Genomic DNA, 16,130 nt, shown 5'->3' on the forward strand with positions numbered 1-16,130 from the left:
TCCAGCGTTTTGGTTCCGTCAGGTGATGGACTCACAGACTCTTTAGAGCGCCGTCACGAGGGTCGCGCTTTCATCCAGCATGGGCAAAATCTCGTCTCGGGGCTTGGGCGGAAGCATCAGGACGACCCGATCAACGCCGGCGTCACGGTAGCGTTTCAGCACCTCCAGGTCTCGGGGCGCCCCGAAGACGTTGAAGGAGAGCGACGCGGGATCGCGGCCGGCGTCCTTTGCCATTTGTCGGAATTGCGGCAGCACCTCAAGCGGATCCAGCGCACGCCCGCCGATCGGAATCCAGCCGTCGCCATAGGCGATCGCCCGTTTTGCTGCGTGGGGAAATGCGCCCCCAACAACGATGGGCGGGTGAGGTTTTTGAACCGGTTTGGGCCACTGCATCATGGGTTCGAACTTGACCAATTCGCCGTCGAATGCCGCCGTCGACTGCGTCCAGATTTGCTTCATCGCCTGGATCCGCTCACCCATCAGCTTGAAGCGGGTTGCAAACGCAGTGCCGTGACTGGCCATCTCCTCCTCGTTCCAACCCCCGCCAACGCCAAAAATGAACCGGCCCGAGGAAAGCTGGTCGACGGTCGATACCTCCTTGGCGGTGTGGATTGGATCGCGCTCGACGACAAGACAGATCCCGGTCGCAAGCTTGATGGTTTTCGTCACCGCGGCGGCAGCGGCCAGCGAGAGGAACGGATCGTAGGCATCGTAATAATACTTCGGCAGCTCGGCGCCGCCCGGCCACGGCGATTTGCGACTGGTGGGAATGTGACTGTGCTCCGGCAACCACAATGAATCGTAACCTCGCGCCTCCGCCGCGACCGCAAGGTCGTGCGGTGGAATCGCGTAATCCGTCGGAAACATCGTAAGCCCGACATGCATGTCCCATACTCCCCGGTTGCGGCCAAGCTCCAGCCTACGCGACCGCACGTGACGATCGCAACAGCGTCTAGGCTTGACCATCATGGTCGGTCTCGTCCGCGCCCACGGACAGGTCGCCCCAGCTCTTCACCCGCTCCAGGCGGACCGCGATGACGGGCCGATCGGCGATCTGCATCGCCGCCAACTGGCGGTACCGGGAGCGTAGCAGCTCCTGCGCGTAATCGTGCTCGGTCCCGGCGCGCAGGATCTCGGCCCGTCCACGCAGCATCACCCAGCCAAGCCGGGTCCAGTCTTCGTCGTACCGATCAACCACGATGGCGACCATCGGGTTGCGCTCGATGTTGCGGACGCGCTTGAGTGCTGCTCCAGCCACTTGCTTCGGCTTCTCGTCGATGGTGATGTAAAGGGTGCCTTGCGAAATCGTAAAACACACTGGCACGACGTGCGGAATGGCCCTGCCATCGGCCGTGGCAAGATGCCCGACCCGTTGCGCCGACAGGAACCTGCGTTCGTGGTGTGACAGCATGTGACGGTCCGCCGCGCGATGACTGTCAATCGCGCTGATACTGCACGGCTTGGCTCGGCTTCGCCAGCCAGAAATCTGCGTTCGACCAAACGTCGGCAGGCCTGCCGGCTTGATTCGAAACCGCGGTCGCGATCAATCCGGTGATAGCGCATCCGATGCAACGACGTGGCGAATAGGGACGAATTTTGTTGCGGTGCAAGGCCTACGCGCGACTTAACTCATACTGAGCTGTCAACGCATCGATTGGTATGCTCCATTCCTTGCTGATCGCACGGATCATTTGCTTTATCGCTGCACTTGAACGTTGACGTTCATACGGGCTGGTTCGACGTATTGTGGCCCCCTGAAAGCAAAGGTCGGCATTTTTCCATCTGACCGACCACACTCATAGGTCATTGAATACCAGGTGAAGGGGCCTGCACCGGTATCGGCCAGCAAGCCGCCTGCATGACTTTCGCTATCTAGAACTAAGTAAGGACCGCCGCATGTTTGTGCGGCTTTCTGTAAGCAAGCCGTGGATGATTGATTACATTTCGCGGTTTCGACGGTCGCGCCCGACGGTCCCTTGAAGGACTGATTAGTTGTCTCCATGCATCCAACCAGCGCTGCAGTTAGAGCCAAAATCGCAAAAACACGCATTGGAAATGTCCCCCGGCCAAGTCTATCCAATCGCAGCCTTGCGGTAAAATCAACTAGGAATTGCATAGATATCAACGGCTTGGTATCATGAAACGGTGGCGGAGCTAGTTGATCCATGGTCAATGCGCTCGTCATCCGCCGCACTACGCAACTGGCAAGGGCCCAGAAGGCGCTCCGCGCTGCGCAATATGTTCGAATGTCGACCGAGCTTCAGCGCTATTCGATACAGAACCAAGCCGCCGCCATCGCGGCATACGCTCAGCAACGAAAACTCACGATCGTTCGGACTTATGTCGACGAAGGGCGCAGCGGTCTCACGATCAACAGGCGGCCGGGCCTGATCGAGCTGATCGAGGATGTTCAATCAGGACACGCAGACTTTGATCACATCCTAGTTTACGACGTCAGCCGATGGGGACGCTTTCAGGATGTAGACGAGAGTGCGCATTACGAGTTTGTCTGTAGGCGAAGCGGCATCAAGGTTGCCTATTGCGCTGAGCAATTCGACAACGACGGAAGCCTCCTGTCGAGCATCGTCAAGAACATAAAGCGTGTTATGGCGGCTGAGTATAGCCGAGAGCTCGGGGTGAAGGTGCACGCCGGTCACTGCCGGATAGCGAGTCTCGGCTATCGCGTCGGCGGCCCGCTCGCATTTGGCTTCCGCAGGGAAATGGTCGATGAGAAACAACGCTCGAAAGGTAAGCTAGCGAAGGGCGAGTGCAAGGCTCTAAAAACAGATCGTGTGCGGCTTCGGCTAGGGTCTGACGAAGAGGCTGCCATTATCAGGTGGATATTTCAGCAATTTGTTCTCGAGCGAAAAACGAACGTTGAAATTGCACGGCGGCTCAATTTGGCAAACATCGCCAACCACCATGGCCGTCCTTGGACGGATATCATGATCCAGGCGATTCTCAAGAACGAGAACTATGTCGGAAATCTCGTCTACAATCGTACATCCCGCCGCCTCGGACAGAAGCTGGTAAACAATCCTCATCACCTGTGGATCCGAAGTGTGTCTGTGCTGGACCCGATCGTCGACGAAGAACTCTTCGCGCGTGCCCAAAAAATCATGGCCGAGCGATACATCGTTATTCCAGAGGACCAAATGTTGCGCCGGCTACGCCTGACACTCGCTCGCAAAGGAAAGCTCAACTCCCGCATCATCACCGATACACCCGGACTCCCCTCCGTCACTTCGTACGTCAAGCATTTTGGTTCCATGCGGAAAGCTTATGCACTCATAGGCTATGAAACGCCCCGCGACTGTACCTGGTATGATTCGCGGCTTCACTGGTCCGAAGTTCGCTTAAATCTCGCAGCGCGCGTTGCTGAGACGCTGAGGAGCGACCTCGGCGTCCGGGTAGATCTCACCGTGGGTAGTCCGGGGCTGACACTGAATGGAAGACGAAAGATCTCATTTCATGTGGTTCGCCAAATGGCAAAGAAGTCCGCAAGCCGTGCCGCTCAATGGCGAGCCCATCGACCGAAGCCAGGCGCGGCGGAGTTGCGCGTGGTCTTGCGACTAAACGACGTAAACAAGGAGATTGAAGACTATTTGCTCGTTCCCGCGCCAGACAATCCGAAGCGGTACCAGACGCTTTCGGACGCCTCCTTGGTTCGCCACAGTGCGATTCGCGTTGAGACCGTGGACGAATTAATCAAAGAGATCAAAACCAGATTGATTGCGTCCAGCCACGGCACGCCAGCCAAGCCAATGCTGCAGAACAAGCGAACGAAATTAAGCCGGCCCAAAACCAAGAACGACCACGCGCGGCACTGACGGATCGTAGATAGAGAAAAGCGCCGATCAGCTTGCCGTAGTTTCTTTTGAAATCGCCGTTGAGCTTCGAAATCTCGACAAGCTCGGAAGATCGGTCGGACATGGGATCTCCTTCGGCCACGCGATCGGATTGCGCGCCGCTGTGCAAGTCTAGGGGATGGGAATGGGAGCCGCCCTTAGGGGCTTGAGAGGGAAATCACAAGAGCCTAGCGGTAGTTTGGCCTTAGACCACTGATTTGCCCGACAACGCAACGGAAAAGAATCGACACAGCGCACGCCGAACTTCCAACCTTGATAGGGAGCAGCTATCACTGAAATACGCCAACGCCCGATCATGCGCCGATCCCGAGGGGTCAATCTCATGAATCATCTGAAGCGACTCCGCGCGAAGATCAGGCCTGAAATCAGGACAGGGCTGGATGGCTTTGGCTTGTTGTTTGCGATCACGCTCTTTTTCTGCCTAATCCAGTCGGCCCACGACGGCACCGCGAACCGAAACCGCGCATACGATAAGGATCGGTGGTGGTAGACTCCCTGGAGCGCTTTGGCTTCTATGATTGGCACGTCGCTGCTATCGATCAGAACCGGACGCTTTGATCCAGACGCGAAGGTGGAATTAATCGCCATCGTATCTCGGATGACGTTCCAGTAGTCCGTCGTGTTGAAAGGCGTAGTGACTCCATTTTGCCATTGCGTGAAGGCGACTTCCGACACATCTCTATCACCGGTAGCGTCGAACTTCACCTTACCGACTGCCGTCGAAAAGGATTGACGTCGTAGTACCGGTTCGATCACTTCGAAGCGTTCGGAGCGCGCTTGATCGATGGTTTGCGCCATCACCTGGATGGCCGCATAAGCGTAAAGAGTATAGCCGTCGGCGGCGTAGCCTCGCGAGCCCAAGCGAGCGACCGCTTCTGCAGCCATCGCCGATGATCGAGCGTCAGGCAACGAAGTACCGACGACGCCTTCACTGGCCGAGCCCGCAATATCGTAAAACTCCCGACGGGCGACGGCGCTGCCTGAGACGAATGTCGTATCGAGACCGCTTTCCTTCGCCCGCTTGACGAGAGCCGCCGCGTTGGCTGGCGTCATGGCGAGATAGACCGCCGAGGGCTTACTGGCTATCAGCTGCTCGACGGTAGGGGAGACGTCGACGACGTTACCTGTAAGCGCAGTTTCGTATTTCGGGGAGGCGCTCCGGTCCTTGAGCGCCAGTTTGAATCCATCAGCCAAACCGGATCCGTACGCGGATTTGTCGGAAATCAGTGCGATACCGTTTCCTTTGTAACGTCGCGTCAGGTAGGTACCCGCAGCGAAGCCCTGCGTCTGAGTGCTCCCGGCCATCAGGAAAACGTTGCGCCATCCATTGTTGCTCGCGGCGTCCGTCAAGCGGTAAGACGAATTTCCTTATCAGTCCGCCAACTGACTCCGTTTCGCTTCTTCGCTTATCAGTTGGCGAACTGACTCCATTTGTACGAAAAGCTTATCAATCGGCGAAGACGGCTGTCATTCGGCCTGCAATATTGACCCCCTAAGCCGGGGGATCGGCGTCCAAAATTGACCCCCTACAGATTGATCTGTTGCGCTGCCTGCTTTGGAACGAAGCAGGTGGTGGGGGATGCTGATCGTGGAGACGATTGCCCGGATCCGGCGCGAGCACTTCATCAAGGGCAAGACGATCAAGGAGATCGCCCGTGACCTGAAGGTGTCGCGGAACACGGTTCGGAAGGTGCTGAGGTCGGGAGAGACCTCCTTCGAGTACGAGCGGCAGGTGCAGCCGCGGCCAAAGCTGGGACGATGGGCAGTAGAGCTTGACGGATTGCTGGCGGCGAACGCGGCTAAATCGGCTCGTGAACAGCTGACGTTGATCCGGATCTTCGAAGAGCTGCGCGGCCGCGGCTATGACGGCGGTTACGATGCGGTGCGGCGTTACGCCAGACGGTGGAGCAAAGAACGCGGGCAATCGACCGCGGCCGCTTATGTCCCGCTGAGCTTTGCCCCAGGCGAAGCCTACCAGTTCGACTGGAGCCACGAGGTGGTCTTGCTGAGCGGCACCACGGTGATGGTGAAGGCCGCCCATGTCCGGCTCTGTCACAGCCGCATGCTGTTCGTGCGGGCCTATCCACGGGAGACGCAGGAGATGGTGTTCGACGCCCACGACCGGGCGTTCGCCCTGTTCAAAGGCACCTGCACCCGCGGCATCTACAACAACATGAAGACCGCCGTAGAGACGATCTTCGTCGGCAAAGGCCGTCTCTACAATCGCCGCTTCCTGCAGATGTGCAGTCACTATCTGGTCGATCCGGTCGCCTGCACGCCAGCGTCAGGCTGGGAGAAGGGGCAGGTCGAGAACCAGGTCGGGCTGGTCAGGGAACGCTTCTTCACGCCGCGGCTGCGGTTCAAAAACCTCGACGAGTTAAACGCCTGGCTGCTCGACAAATGCATCGCCTACGCCAAGGCGCATCGCCATCCGGAGCTGGTCTGGAAGTGTTCGAAGCCGAACGCCCCAAACTCGTTCCCTATGCCGGCCGCTTCGACGGCTTCCATGCGGTGACGGCATCGGTCTCGAAGACCTACCTGGTGCGCTTCGACAACGCAGCCAGCGCAGTCGGACGACCGGTCGAGGTTCAAGCCTATGCCGATCGCATCGTGATCCGTCAGGATGGCCGCATCGTTGCCGAGCACCCGCGATCCTTTGGCCGCGGCGAGACTGTCTACGACCCCTGGCACTATGTGCCGGTGCTCGCCCGCAAACCCGGCGCCTTGCGCAACGGCGCTCCGTTCAAGGACTGGGTGCTGCCGGCCGCGATCGAGCGGATCCGGCGCAGGCTCGCCAGCACCGATGACGGCAACCGGCAGATGGTCGACATCCTCAACGCGGTGCTGACTGACGGTCTGCCTGCGGTGGAAGCCGCCTGTGCCGAAGCCCTCGGTCATGGCGTCCATTCCGCCGATGTCGTGCTCAACATCCTGGCTCGTCAACGCGAACCCACCCCACCGGCCAACATCATGACGCCGGCCGCACTGACGCTCCGCCATGCGCCGATCGCCGATTGTGCCCGCTACGACAACCTCCGGAGGACCATCTGATGGAACGAACCCAAATCTTCGACCTCATGGGCGAACTCAAACTCTACGGCATGAAGGCTGCCTTCGACGAGATCATGGCAACTGCCGTCAAGCGCCAGCACGAACCTCAGCGCATTGTCGGCGACCTGCTCTCCGCCGAGATCAACGAGAAGCAGGCCCGCTCGATCAAGTACCAGCTCACCATTGCCAAGCTGCCCCTTGCCAAGGACATCGCCGACTTCCAGTTCGAAGGCACGCCGATCAATCAGACTCTCGTCAATGATCTCGCTGGCGGCGGCTTCATCGCCCAACAACGCAACGTCGTGCTGGTCGGCGGCACCGGCACCGGCAAGACCCACCTGGCCATTGCCATCGCAAGAAGCTGCATCCGATCCGGTGCCCGCGGTCGCTTCTTCAACGTAGTCGACCTCGTCAATCGCCTCGAGACCGAGACCCGCAACGGACGGCAAGGACGGCTCGCCGAGCATCTGACCCGGATGGACTTCATCGTGCTGGATGAACTCGGCTATTTGCCCTTCGCCCAGTCCGGTGGCCAGCTTCTCTTCCACCTCGTCAGCCGGCTCTATGAGCGCGCCTCCGTCATCGTGACCACCAATCTCGCATTCGGCGAATGGCCGACCGTGTTCGGCGACGCCAAGATGACCACCGCGCTGCTCGACCGGTTGACCCATCACTGCGACATCGTCGAGACCGGCAACGATAGCTGGCGGTTCAAAAGCCGAGACGACGATCACGCCACCCGCGCTCGTCTCGCCTCCGCTATCCCGGCCAGCTCCGACGAGACGAGCGCTACCAGCAAACCCCGCCGCGCAAAGGGGTCAAAATTGGACGCCGATGAGGGGTCAAATTTGCAAGCCGATTGACAACGGCGACGTGACATAGAGCTCGCACAAACCGAAACACTGGATACGCCAGAACCGCTATTGGCGCTGCAGTCGCAATCACCGCAATGCGCTGTTGGGCAGATTCGCCAACCGTGCGGCCGCCAATGCCGCCTGGCTGCGCGCGATCTCGTGCGCTCTGTGCGGTCCGCTCTTTCGGGATGCGCGATCTCGACCAGATGGCACACATTCACGGCCAGGAAATTCAGACGCCTGCTCAAGCCGTCTATCGGCAAAAGGTAAACTGCATGGGACCCCGGACTGCGGGCCGGCATCGCTTGTATGCTACTGAGCCGTAGCTGAGCAGTGGTGGTGCGACAGCCCACCAAGTGCCACGGTTTCCAAACCTAGTTTCGAAAAACACGGACATGCTCAACTGATTTGGCCAAAGTCGGCGCCCTGGCGACCATGGCCGCTACCTTCTATCAGTGTAGACCAACGGCGGCTTCGAACGTTGGTGATAGCTGAGGCTGCAAAGGCTAATCGGCGTGAAGGACACCTTCTTAAAGATGCGCCCTAACTGTCAAACATCTGAGCTAGCGTCGTGCGACGGCCGCCACATACGCGCGCGCTGTTGCCGAAAGCTGTTCGCGACTAGCTGCGGCTAGCTCCTTCCTTTGTCTTTTTACGATCTCGTTGAACGTTATTGCCATACTCTTGCCGTCAGGCCGTCTATCCGCGTGAACATTATCTTCTCCCGAAAGCAGCACATCGGCGATGGCTGCGCTCGCCGCCTCGAGCAGGGGGGCGGCGTCCTTACCACTGTTGCGCTCGATTTCCACACGCCGGGCCAGTGCAGCCTGCAATCCTATTTCTCCACTTTTCTTTTCTCTGTTTGGCTTGAATTGCGCTTCCCATTGTTCCCGCTTTACATCGTAGAGCTGCAGCATCGGTAGCCGATCCGTTTCTGTCAGCTCCGCCGATTGCAGTACGGCCGCTCGAAGTTCAATCATCTCGGCTTCAGCGGCGTCAGGAGCGCCTTTGGCACGCGCAATTTTGTCGATGACGGCCAGCCAATGCGCGTGAAAAGGCAGTGCCTCTACGAGCGAGAAGGTGTCGTCTATCAGGGTCGACCGATGTTCGAAGGCCACCACAAGGTAGTCGACGTCGTCTATCGGAACATCTTTTCCGGCGGCACGGCGGATGAGCTGACCGTCTTGCACGCGCAGCTCCTGAGGGTCGAGCGAAGGGTCTGCCGAGCCGGCCAGCAGACGATAGCCACTAGTCGCGATCGCGTTTCCGTCAAGACGCCCAAACCGGGTTTCAACTCCATCAATCGAAAAGATATTCATCAACCCGGAGGCAAAACTGTTTGCTGCCGTTGCCATGGGTCCGACAACCGGGCCGCCAACTGCCGTAGCCGTTTTTGCGGCGAGGTCCAGTAGTCCGCGTACCAGATGGCTGTCCTTGAACCGGCAAAGCGACAGATACATTGTCACATCGGAGCCGGGTACTGGCACGCTTTTGGCGACAATAAGATTTGCGAACGCGATCCGCTTGGCAGCGTCCGGTGGCGCGTTCGGACCGACCAGTCCGCGGATCATCTCCACCCCAGCGATGAAGGGGATAGTTCGCTTGTCCGAAGCTTGCTGGAAGCTTAAGACGCAGGTACACATCGGCAAGAATTCGATCAGATAGCGGCCTGCCGTCGCGAGCCGGAGTTCAATTAAGCGTACACTGAAATAACTCTTGCCCGCGACGAATTTTTCTCCGGCAAGCCCCGGTTCAGACCTCTCCGAGACGATCGGCGCATAGATCTGGCGCAGATTAGGCCGGCCGCGGAATTCTGCACTGAGGGAGTCAACGATCGGCTGAATGGCACGCCACATGTTTTTCTCCGTCAATCATGATCAAGCAATACTGCCGCAGCCCACGCAGAATTGGCGACGTTGCCCATGAAGCAGGCGTTCTTATATGCGTCAGCGACGGACTCGCGTTGCTTCAGGCGTTCCTTGTAGAAATTTATCATAAACTCGGCCGCTGCCTTTGCCTGAACCTCGCACCGGAAGCCAAGCACGGCGATGCCCTTGGCGGCGTGCAGAAACCGGGCCGTATCCACGGAAATTCCCTGGCAAGCAGACAGAACGACCAGTTGGACCTCCTCGGGAAGCCAGGTCGCCAAAACCTCAACGGAGAGTCGTTCGACCTCGCCGAGGCGGCTGCTGGGAAAGATAAGTTCGGTGCTGCCGACTGTCGGCGATATGGCGTGGCCAGTGAAATGGATTATTTCCGGGGGCGGCTTGGAAGTGTCGGATAACCGATTCCGCAGGGCGTCTTTCAGACTGGTCTCCGCTGCGGGTTTCAACACTTCAAGCGAGCAGAACTTCGTGAGCCTTTCAAGTTCGTCTTGTTCTGCGGCCACGGCACTGGACAAATCGCGGAAGGATCGGCTCTCCAATTCACCGTTCAGGCCGATTACCTGCATGGCCCCTCGCGTCGCCGACGCGTCCACGAAGAGCAGAACCGGTCGATCCGCGGCGTTCCGGTGTTCATGGGCCTTGCGAGGCTTCACCCGCCGCGCCATGGCCGTTATCCGGCAGAAAAAGCCCTGCCATGTCCCTTCCCGATTGAGAAGCTCAATTGGCATTGCGAACAAACTGGTTTCGTCTGGATCGATTTCGAACCGGAGGTCGACGGGCGGTGCCATGATCTCTCGCGTCTACCAACGCGCCGCCGAATTCCTCAAAAATCGCACTGAATAGAAAATATCCCTTTTCTGCGAGACTGGTCCACGCTGTTGTTCGGTTTTCCATATCGAACAGATGTTGCAGCTCATCTTCGCGCCAATTTCGCCGATAGCCTGCCTTGACGCTCAGCCGCAGGTTCTGAAAGAGACTAGCGTCTCCGATCTTGATATCGCAGACCGGTTCGGGTTGGCACAGCCGGATGACAGCCCGCAGCCGCCTTTTTTTGGACGGATCGAGAAGCAACGGAAGAAGATCCTCCAATTTGGAGTCTGTGTTGTCCCAATTCCAGACCAAAAGGTCGGAACGAAGAATCGTTTCGCGCGCCCAACCACTATCCGAGCGTGGTAAGGCAACGAGTATGGGGGCCCCCGCGCCAATTCGCTCAAGCAGTGCTGGTATCTCACGCAACGACTGCATTCCGTCACTTGGTGGCGTTTCCGGATCCAAGACTATCAAGGTTGGCCGAACTTCGCCTATCTGGACATGGGCATCCTTGAGGTTGAGAGATATCCTGATGCGCGGATTTACCAGCGGCAATCGGGTGTTCAAACGCTCGATTTCACTCTGCAGAAGCTTAGGTATCGTGCTGTCACCGCTGATCACGAGAATTTCGTGATCCCCACTGATTTTCGGATTAAGAGCCATGATCGACCTCCGAAACTAGCGGCAGGCGGATCTCCATGCGCGGCGTGCCCGAGTCCAGCTCTGCTCCGACAATTCGTCCTTTATGAGCGGTGATAATGATAGTTGCCGTCTGCAACGGTGCGCCTGGTTGCCCGCTCGGCTTATTCAAACGAGAGCCGGAGTTTTCGGCGTGCGGAAATGAGAATTTGATCACCGCCGCTCCCGCCCGCTGAAGCAGCGCAACATCGATAATCTTTCCGTCGACCCCATGATACTGGGCCTTGGCGAGAAAAAATGCGACAATGGCGCGAAGCGCTAGTTCGATGCGGCCGCCGTCACCCGATATAAACATGGGCTCGCGTGGCAGAACTAGCTTGATCCTGTCAGCGTCCCACTTAGGCAGAGCCTCATATAAATCGGAAAGCAGCGCGTTCAGCTGCAGAGGACAGCGGTCGCGCAGCGGCGTTTTACGAGCCTCGACGGATTCGGCGATCCGCTCATAGGTCAAGTCGGCCTTTTTTAGTTCCTCCACGGCACGCAATGCCAAGTCGCTGTCAACCGCCCCTTCAGCTATTCGCTTGATGAAGGAAGCCGCCAACATTAAAGGCCCGCGCGCTTGCCGGGCCACTTCGCGGATGGTGCTTTCAATGAAGTGTGAATCATGCTGCCACTCATCGACGCGTAGATCGGTGAAAAGCCAAACCGAGTCACCTGTATCGGAATCCAAATCTCGCCTGGAGGCCAGAACGGCATTCCCGACTCCTCCTTCCAGCCCACAAACTCGAAGCGGTTGCCGCTCGACGATCGCGTGACTTGCGAGAACATTTCGGCTCTGCGTATCGGCACCGTAATCGCCAATCCTGCCCCATCCGGCGCGCGGACCTTTCAGTCGCAGCAATTCTTCTGCCCTTCGGTTAGTGCGCAGAATCCGGCCCCCACGGTCCGCCATGATCGTGCCCTGTTCGGTGGCATTTAATAGTGCCACGCTCCAGATCCGCTCGCTCAGCAAAGCCACCCTCTGCTCGAGATGGCGGGCAATTCTTTCGACCACGCGCTTGTCTTCGTTGCCGAACGCACGGGTGGTCAGTGATTCAATATCAAGCAGCCAACGAATCTCGCCATTCACCCGAACCGGCACAGTCATTGCAGAACGTCGAGGCTTGCAACCCTCCGGGGTTCGATAGTGGAAGAGCGGTTTACCGTCGGGGCCGAGCGCCTCGGTATCCTCGATTACGAGCGGCTCGCCCGCGAAAAAAGCCGCTCCCAACATTCCGGATTCCTCCGGGAGATCCGGGTCCAGAGGCTGCGAGTATCCCGGCGTGACGGCCAATTCGTGCAGCGAGCCGGATTCACTCAAGTTAGGGTACTGGCGCGCCAACAACGTGCGCTTGTCGGCAATGTCCGCAAAAAAAATCGCTGCATGATCCCACTGGAATTGAGTTACCAGGCGCTTCAGCAGCAAATCGGCGGCATCACCGGCATTTTGTGCCTTGATGATTTCATCACCAATTCGCCTTATCGCCGCATTGCGCTCGCGATCAGCCGCTCGCTGCAGCGTGGCCACGTAGGATTCTATGCGCAATGAGCTAAGTAGGAACAGCGTCTCGTCATCGAACGCAGCATTGCTGCGGCTACAGAGCGTGAGAACTCCGTCCGGGATACCGTGCGCGCCTATGGGCAGCACAAGTACTCCAGCTATCCCGTCGTCGACGCTGCGTCGCACGGTGGGATCTTCCAAAAGCTCGGGAAACCCTCTTATCGCCTCGTTCCAGTTGTTATCGATGTATGGCCCTTCGGCAACCTTTGCCCGACGCTCGGGTGGAACGTTAACCCAACGGTGAGGCCATGGCGTTTCTGGCTGGGGATGGACAAGCATTGAGCGAAAGCGTGTGCCATCTTCAGCGAACGCGCCGAAGATGGCGCGATCATGGGGCACGGCCTCGCGGAGCGCATCCAGCATCCCACGAAAATCACGCTCCCACCCATGGCCCTGATTGACTGCATTGCTGAGAGCATCGCGGTATTTTTCGTAACGGTCCCATGAGATCACCGCGATTCGTCCTATGATATATTCGCCGGGACCAAAATCGGGCATCAGAAACAGCCGCGCCTTCGTAACTCCCTGGGAACTTTGCAGCGCGTCCGGCGCTGGCAAGACGCGTTCCGAACTTTCACGAGGATCGGTCGCAAACTCGCTAACTAAACCGACTCGCTCACTCACCGGAAATATATCCGGCAGTAGTCGGTCTATTATGTTTGCCCCAAGCGCACTTTGTGCTGCCTCATTGGCAAATAGCACGCGCCCATCAAATGACAGCCGCAGAACGGGATAGGGTGTAAGATTGAATCGTTGTTCTTCCGCTTGGCGCGACGGCTTAAGGTCTGTGAGCACGACCAGCGTCGCCGACCGTTCGAGCACTCCGATTGCTTGAGCGAGAACATGATTAGTCCGTTCTCTTATGTCGACGCTTTCCCCGACAAGAACGCGTTGTCCTTGGGTTGCCAGGTGTTCTGCTAAAGCTTCTCGGGAAATTCCGAATGTTTCCGACAGCGGTCGGTTCACGGCCGAGACGCAGAGGCGTTTCGCGGCCAGACTCGCGTCCAAGATAATGCCGTCGTCATTAACGAGAAGGCACGGCAGCGGCGAAGACAGAAGGTCTTCGGCAGCAATATCGCCCTGGACCATTAACTCCGGCATCTACAATGCCTTTCAACTCAACATACGATCCATTACAAGTTGAGCACCTAGTAGAATACCTACGGAGACGAGCCCGATCCGCCTGAACTTGGCGCGCTGCTGCGTCGAGCCATTATTTTGCGGATCGAGCGGCGTAAAATCGATCGCCAGCAGAATCGAGACACCAGCTGTAGAAGAACAACACGCTAGCCCGTCTGCCTATCACTCCCTTGGTCTGCCCCTTCTGAACGTTTCGTTTGGCTCGTCACAAGATTTCTTCTTACTATCTCTAATAATATCGCGTTTGGAATACACGTAATGTGAGGGAGTTCACATTCGATGGGGAATGACCACGATTGAGAGGCGGAAATCAGCGAGGCAACGCGAAATACGCTCGCTCCGGTTGCGATAGGACTAGTATCGCCCTAGCGATTGTCGCCTCACGTGCCGCCATTCCATCACCGTTTGCAATGCGACTTCTCGTAGCTCACGAGTTTCTAATGGCTCAACCCCTATTCACGCGCACACCAATCAGAGTTCTTTTTGATCCAACGCACCGCAACTACTTCCGTGACGAATTCGTCGCGCTGCTGAACTGGATCGACTAACACGCCTATGGCGATCTAGTCGGCCAGCAAGCGGAGCGAGCCAGCGCCAATCTTCACAGAGTGGAGACCGTCAACGGGCGGCGCTGGCTTGGTCCAGCAATTCCAAGGAGGCAGGGAGACTGAGATCACATCCGATCCGCTGGTCGGGAGATGACCCCGCTTGTTACCGCCTGCCAATCTCTTCATCCGCCGCACCGATGCGTAGGCCGCTGAAGCACTGTAAAACGGTTCGCATTCAACTACGAATTGCTCGGGCTATCTGCTCGCCTCGCCCGCACATCCAAACCCGTCAACTGATAAGCTTTCGTATGAAACCTTATCAGTCAGCCAACTGACTCCGTTTGTGTAATTACCTTATCAGTTGGACAACCGACTCCATTTGCGACCAAGCCTTATCAGGTCAGCAAACTGACCAGCTGACTACATTTCTACTCTTTGCTTATCAGTGCGCCGACCGAACTCTAATTTCATGAAATAGAGCCGGTTCCGGTTGTCTGAACAGATTCTCCGCGTCGATAAGTGGAGCCTCTGCCGGGGTTAGGCCGCCGCGCGGAGCGGCGGAAGGTTGAAGTAGGCTTGATCCGGGGTCATGTCGTCAAGACTCGAATGAGGACGTCGGCCGTTGTAAAAATCGAGATACCGGCCGATCGAATGTCGCGCCTCGCCGACGGTTTCGTAGGCCCGCAGATAGACCTCCTCGTATTTGACGCTGCGCCATAGCCGTTCGACGAACACATTGTCCCGCCAAGCCCCTTTGCCGTCCATGCTGATCGCGATACCATTGCTGGCGAGCAAGCCGGTGAACGCCGCGCCGGTGAACTGCGAGCCCTGATCGGTGTTGAAGATGTCCGGCTTGCCGTGACGGGCCATCGCATCCTCCAGCGTCTCGACGCAGAACGCCGCCTCCATGGTAATCGATACACGGCATGACAGCACACGGCGGCTGAACCAGTCGAGCACCACGGCGAGATAAACGAAGCCGTGTGCCATCGGGATGTACGTGATGTCCATCGCCCACACCTGGTTGGCCCGCTCGATCGCCAGACCGCGCAGCAGATACGGATGGATCTTGTGCCCCGGTTCGGGCTTGGTGGTGCGCGGACGGCGATAGAGCGCCTCTATCCCCATCCGCCGCATCAGCGTCTTCACATGACGGCGGCCGATCTTGCACCCCTGCAAAGCCAGCAGGCCTCGCAACATACGCGAACCGGCGAAGGGATACTCCAGGTGCAGCCGATCCAGATGCCGCATGATCGCGAGGTCGGCGGACAACACCGGACGCGGCAGATAATAAACACTGCCGCGGCTGATCTTCAAAACTTCCGCCTGCTTGGTGATCGACAGATCATGTCCACGGTCGATCATCGCTTTGCGCTCAGCAATCCCGCCTTGGTGAGCGCTCCTTCTAAAAAATCGTTCTCCAGCGTCAGCTCCCCGATCTTGGCATGCAGCGACTTCACATCGACTGCAGGTGCTGCCGGCGGCCCGCCCCCAGGTCCGAAAACCTCCGAAGCATTGCCCTCAAGCTGCGATTTCCACGCCGTAATCTGATTGGGGTGAACGTCGAAATGCTCAGCCAGTTGGGCTATCGTCCGGTCGCCCTTGATGGCTGCCAGCGCCACCTTCGCCTTGAAGGCCGCTGAGTGATTCCGGCGGGCTCGTCTGCTCATGGTCTCTCCTGATTCGCAGGCCTATCGTGCCCGCCGTCAGGCAGAAACTCCACTTATCGTCCC

Annotated in this window: 11 protein-coding genes and 1 pseudogene; 3 read left to right on the forward strand and 9 right to left on the reverse strand. The window is 58.0% G+C overall.

The genetic code is table 11. From position 1 onward, the window contains the following. Window positions 1-42 precede the first annotated feature (42 nt). The 3 genes from V1283_RS25725 to V1283_RS25735 form a co-directional block, all read right to left on the reverse strand. Window positions 43-885 (reverse strand): LLM class F420-dependent oxidoreductase, encoded by an 843-nt coding sequence (locus V1283_RS25725; RefSeq protein ID WP_334389327.1) that lies wholly within the window; start codon window positions 883-885, stop codon window positions 43-45. A 67-nt stretch (window positions 886-952) separates the two neighbouring features. Beyond that, window positions 953-1,411: a TIGR03668 family PPOX class F420-dependent oxidoreductase gene (locus V1283_RS25730; RefSeq protein ID WP_334389328.1), complete on the reverse strand. Its 459-nt coding sequence runs from the start codon at window positions 1,409-1,411 to the stop codon at window positions 953-955. 285 nt (window positions 1,412-1,696) lie between these two features. Continuing rightward, window positions 1,697-2,050 carry a hypothetical protein gene (locus V1283_RS25735; protein WP_334389329.1) on the reverse strand — a complete coding sequence of 118 codons (354 nt, stop codon included), beginning with the start codon at window positions 2,048-2,050 and terminating at the stop codon, window positions 1,697-1,699. Between the two features lie 115 nt (window positions 2,051-2,165). Between V1283_RS25735 and V1283_RS25740 the strand changes: the two genes are divergently transcribed. Continuing rightward, on the forward strand, window positions 2,166-3,830 hold the full coding sequence (locus V1283_RS25740) for a recombinase family protein (protein WP_334389330.1): 1,665 nt from the start codon (window positions 2,166-2,168) through the stop codon (window positions 3,828-3,830). A 366-nt stretch (window positions 3,831-4,196) separates the two neighbouring features. On the opposite strand, the gene V1283_RS25745 is transcribed toward V1283_RS25740, so the two are convergent. Continuing rightward, complete coding sequence (locus V1283_RS25745; protein ID WP_334389331.1) at window positions 4,197-5,219, reverse strand: branched-chain amino acid ABC transporter substrate-binding protein; 1,023 nt, start codon at window positions 5,217-5,219, stop codon at window positions 4,197-4,199. Between the two features lie 229 nt (window positions 5,220-5,448). Between V1283_RS25745 and istA the strand changes: the two are divergent. Both istA and istB read left to right on the forward strand, forming a co-directional pair. Beyond that, window positions 5,449-6,911: pseudogene (gene istA / locus V1283_RS25750) on the forward strand (IS21 family transposase); the annotation flags it as partial. A gap of 8 nt (window positions 6,912-6,919) precedes the next feature. Next, the gene (gene istB, locus V1283_RS25755) at window positions 6,920-7,783 is read left to right on the forward strand and encodes an IS21-like element helper ATPase IstB (RefSeq protein WP_334387784.1); all 864 of its coding nucleotides are present in this window, start codon (window positions 6,920-6,922) and stop codon (window positions 7,781-7,783) included. Window positions 7,784-8,337: 554 nt separating this feature from the next. Here istB and V1283_RS25760 read toward each other — a convergent pair. From V1283_RS25760 to V1283_RS25780, 5 genes are all read right to left on the reverse strand, one after another. Continuing rightward, window positions 8,338-9,630 carry a hypothetical protein gene (locus V1283_RS25760; protein WP_334389333.1) on the reverse strand — a complete coding sequence of 431 codons (1,293 nt, stop codon included), beginning with the start codon at window positions 9,628-9,630 and terminating at the stop codon, window positions 8,338-8,340. An 11-nt stretch (window positions 9,631-9,641) separates the two neighbouring features. Next, entirely contained in the window at window positions 9,642-10,448 is an 807-nt protein-coding gene (locus V1283_RS25765) for a CHAT domain-containing protein (protein ID WP_334389334.1), read from the reverse strand. Beyond that, window positions 10,378-11,133 carry a hypothetical protein gene (locus tag V1283_RS25770; RefSeq protein WP_334389335.1) on the reverse strand — a complete coding sequence of 252 codons (756 nt, stop codon included), beginning with the start codon at window positions 11,131-11,133 and terminating at the stop codon, window positions 10,378-10,380. The genes V1283_RS25765 and V1283_RS25770 overlap by 71 nt, the downstream gene beginning before the upstream one ends. Continuing rightward, a complete protein-coding gene (locus V1283_RS25775; protein ID WP_334389336.1) occupies window positions 11,123-13,810 on the reverse strand; it encodes a GAF domain-containing protein in 2,688 nt (895 codons plus the stop codon). The genes V1283_RS25770 and V1283_RS25775 overlap by 11 nt, the downstream gene beginning before the upstream one ends. A gap of 1,124 nt (window positions 13,811-14,934) precedes the next feature. Continuing rightward, window positions 14,935-16,067, reverse strand: a protein-coding gene (locus V1283_RS25780) for an IS3 family transposase (protein ID WP_334389338.1) whose coding sequence is annotated in 2 segments (ribosomal slippage) — window positions 14,935-15,812 and window positions 15,812-16,067 — 1,134 coding nt in all. Because the reading frame shifts where the segments join, the coding sequence is not laid out codon by codon here. Window positions 16,068-16,130 lie beyond the last annotated feature (63 nt).

The sequence above is a fragment of the Bradyrhizobium sp. AZCC 2262 genome, assembly GCF_036924535.1.
In the GTDB taxonomy this organism is placed as follows: Bacteria; Pseudomonadota; Alphaproteobacteria; order Rhizobiales; family Xanthobacteraceae; genus Bradyrhizobium.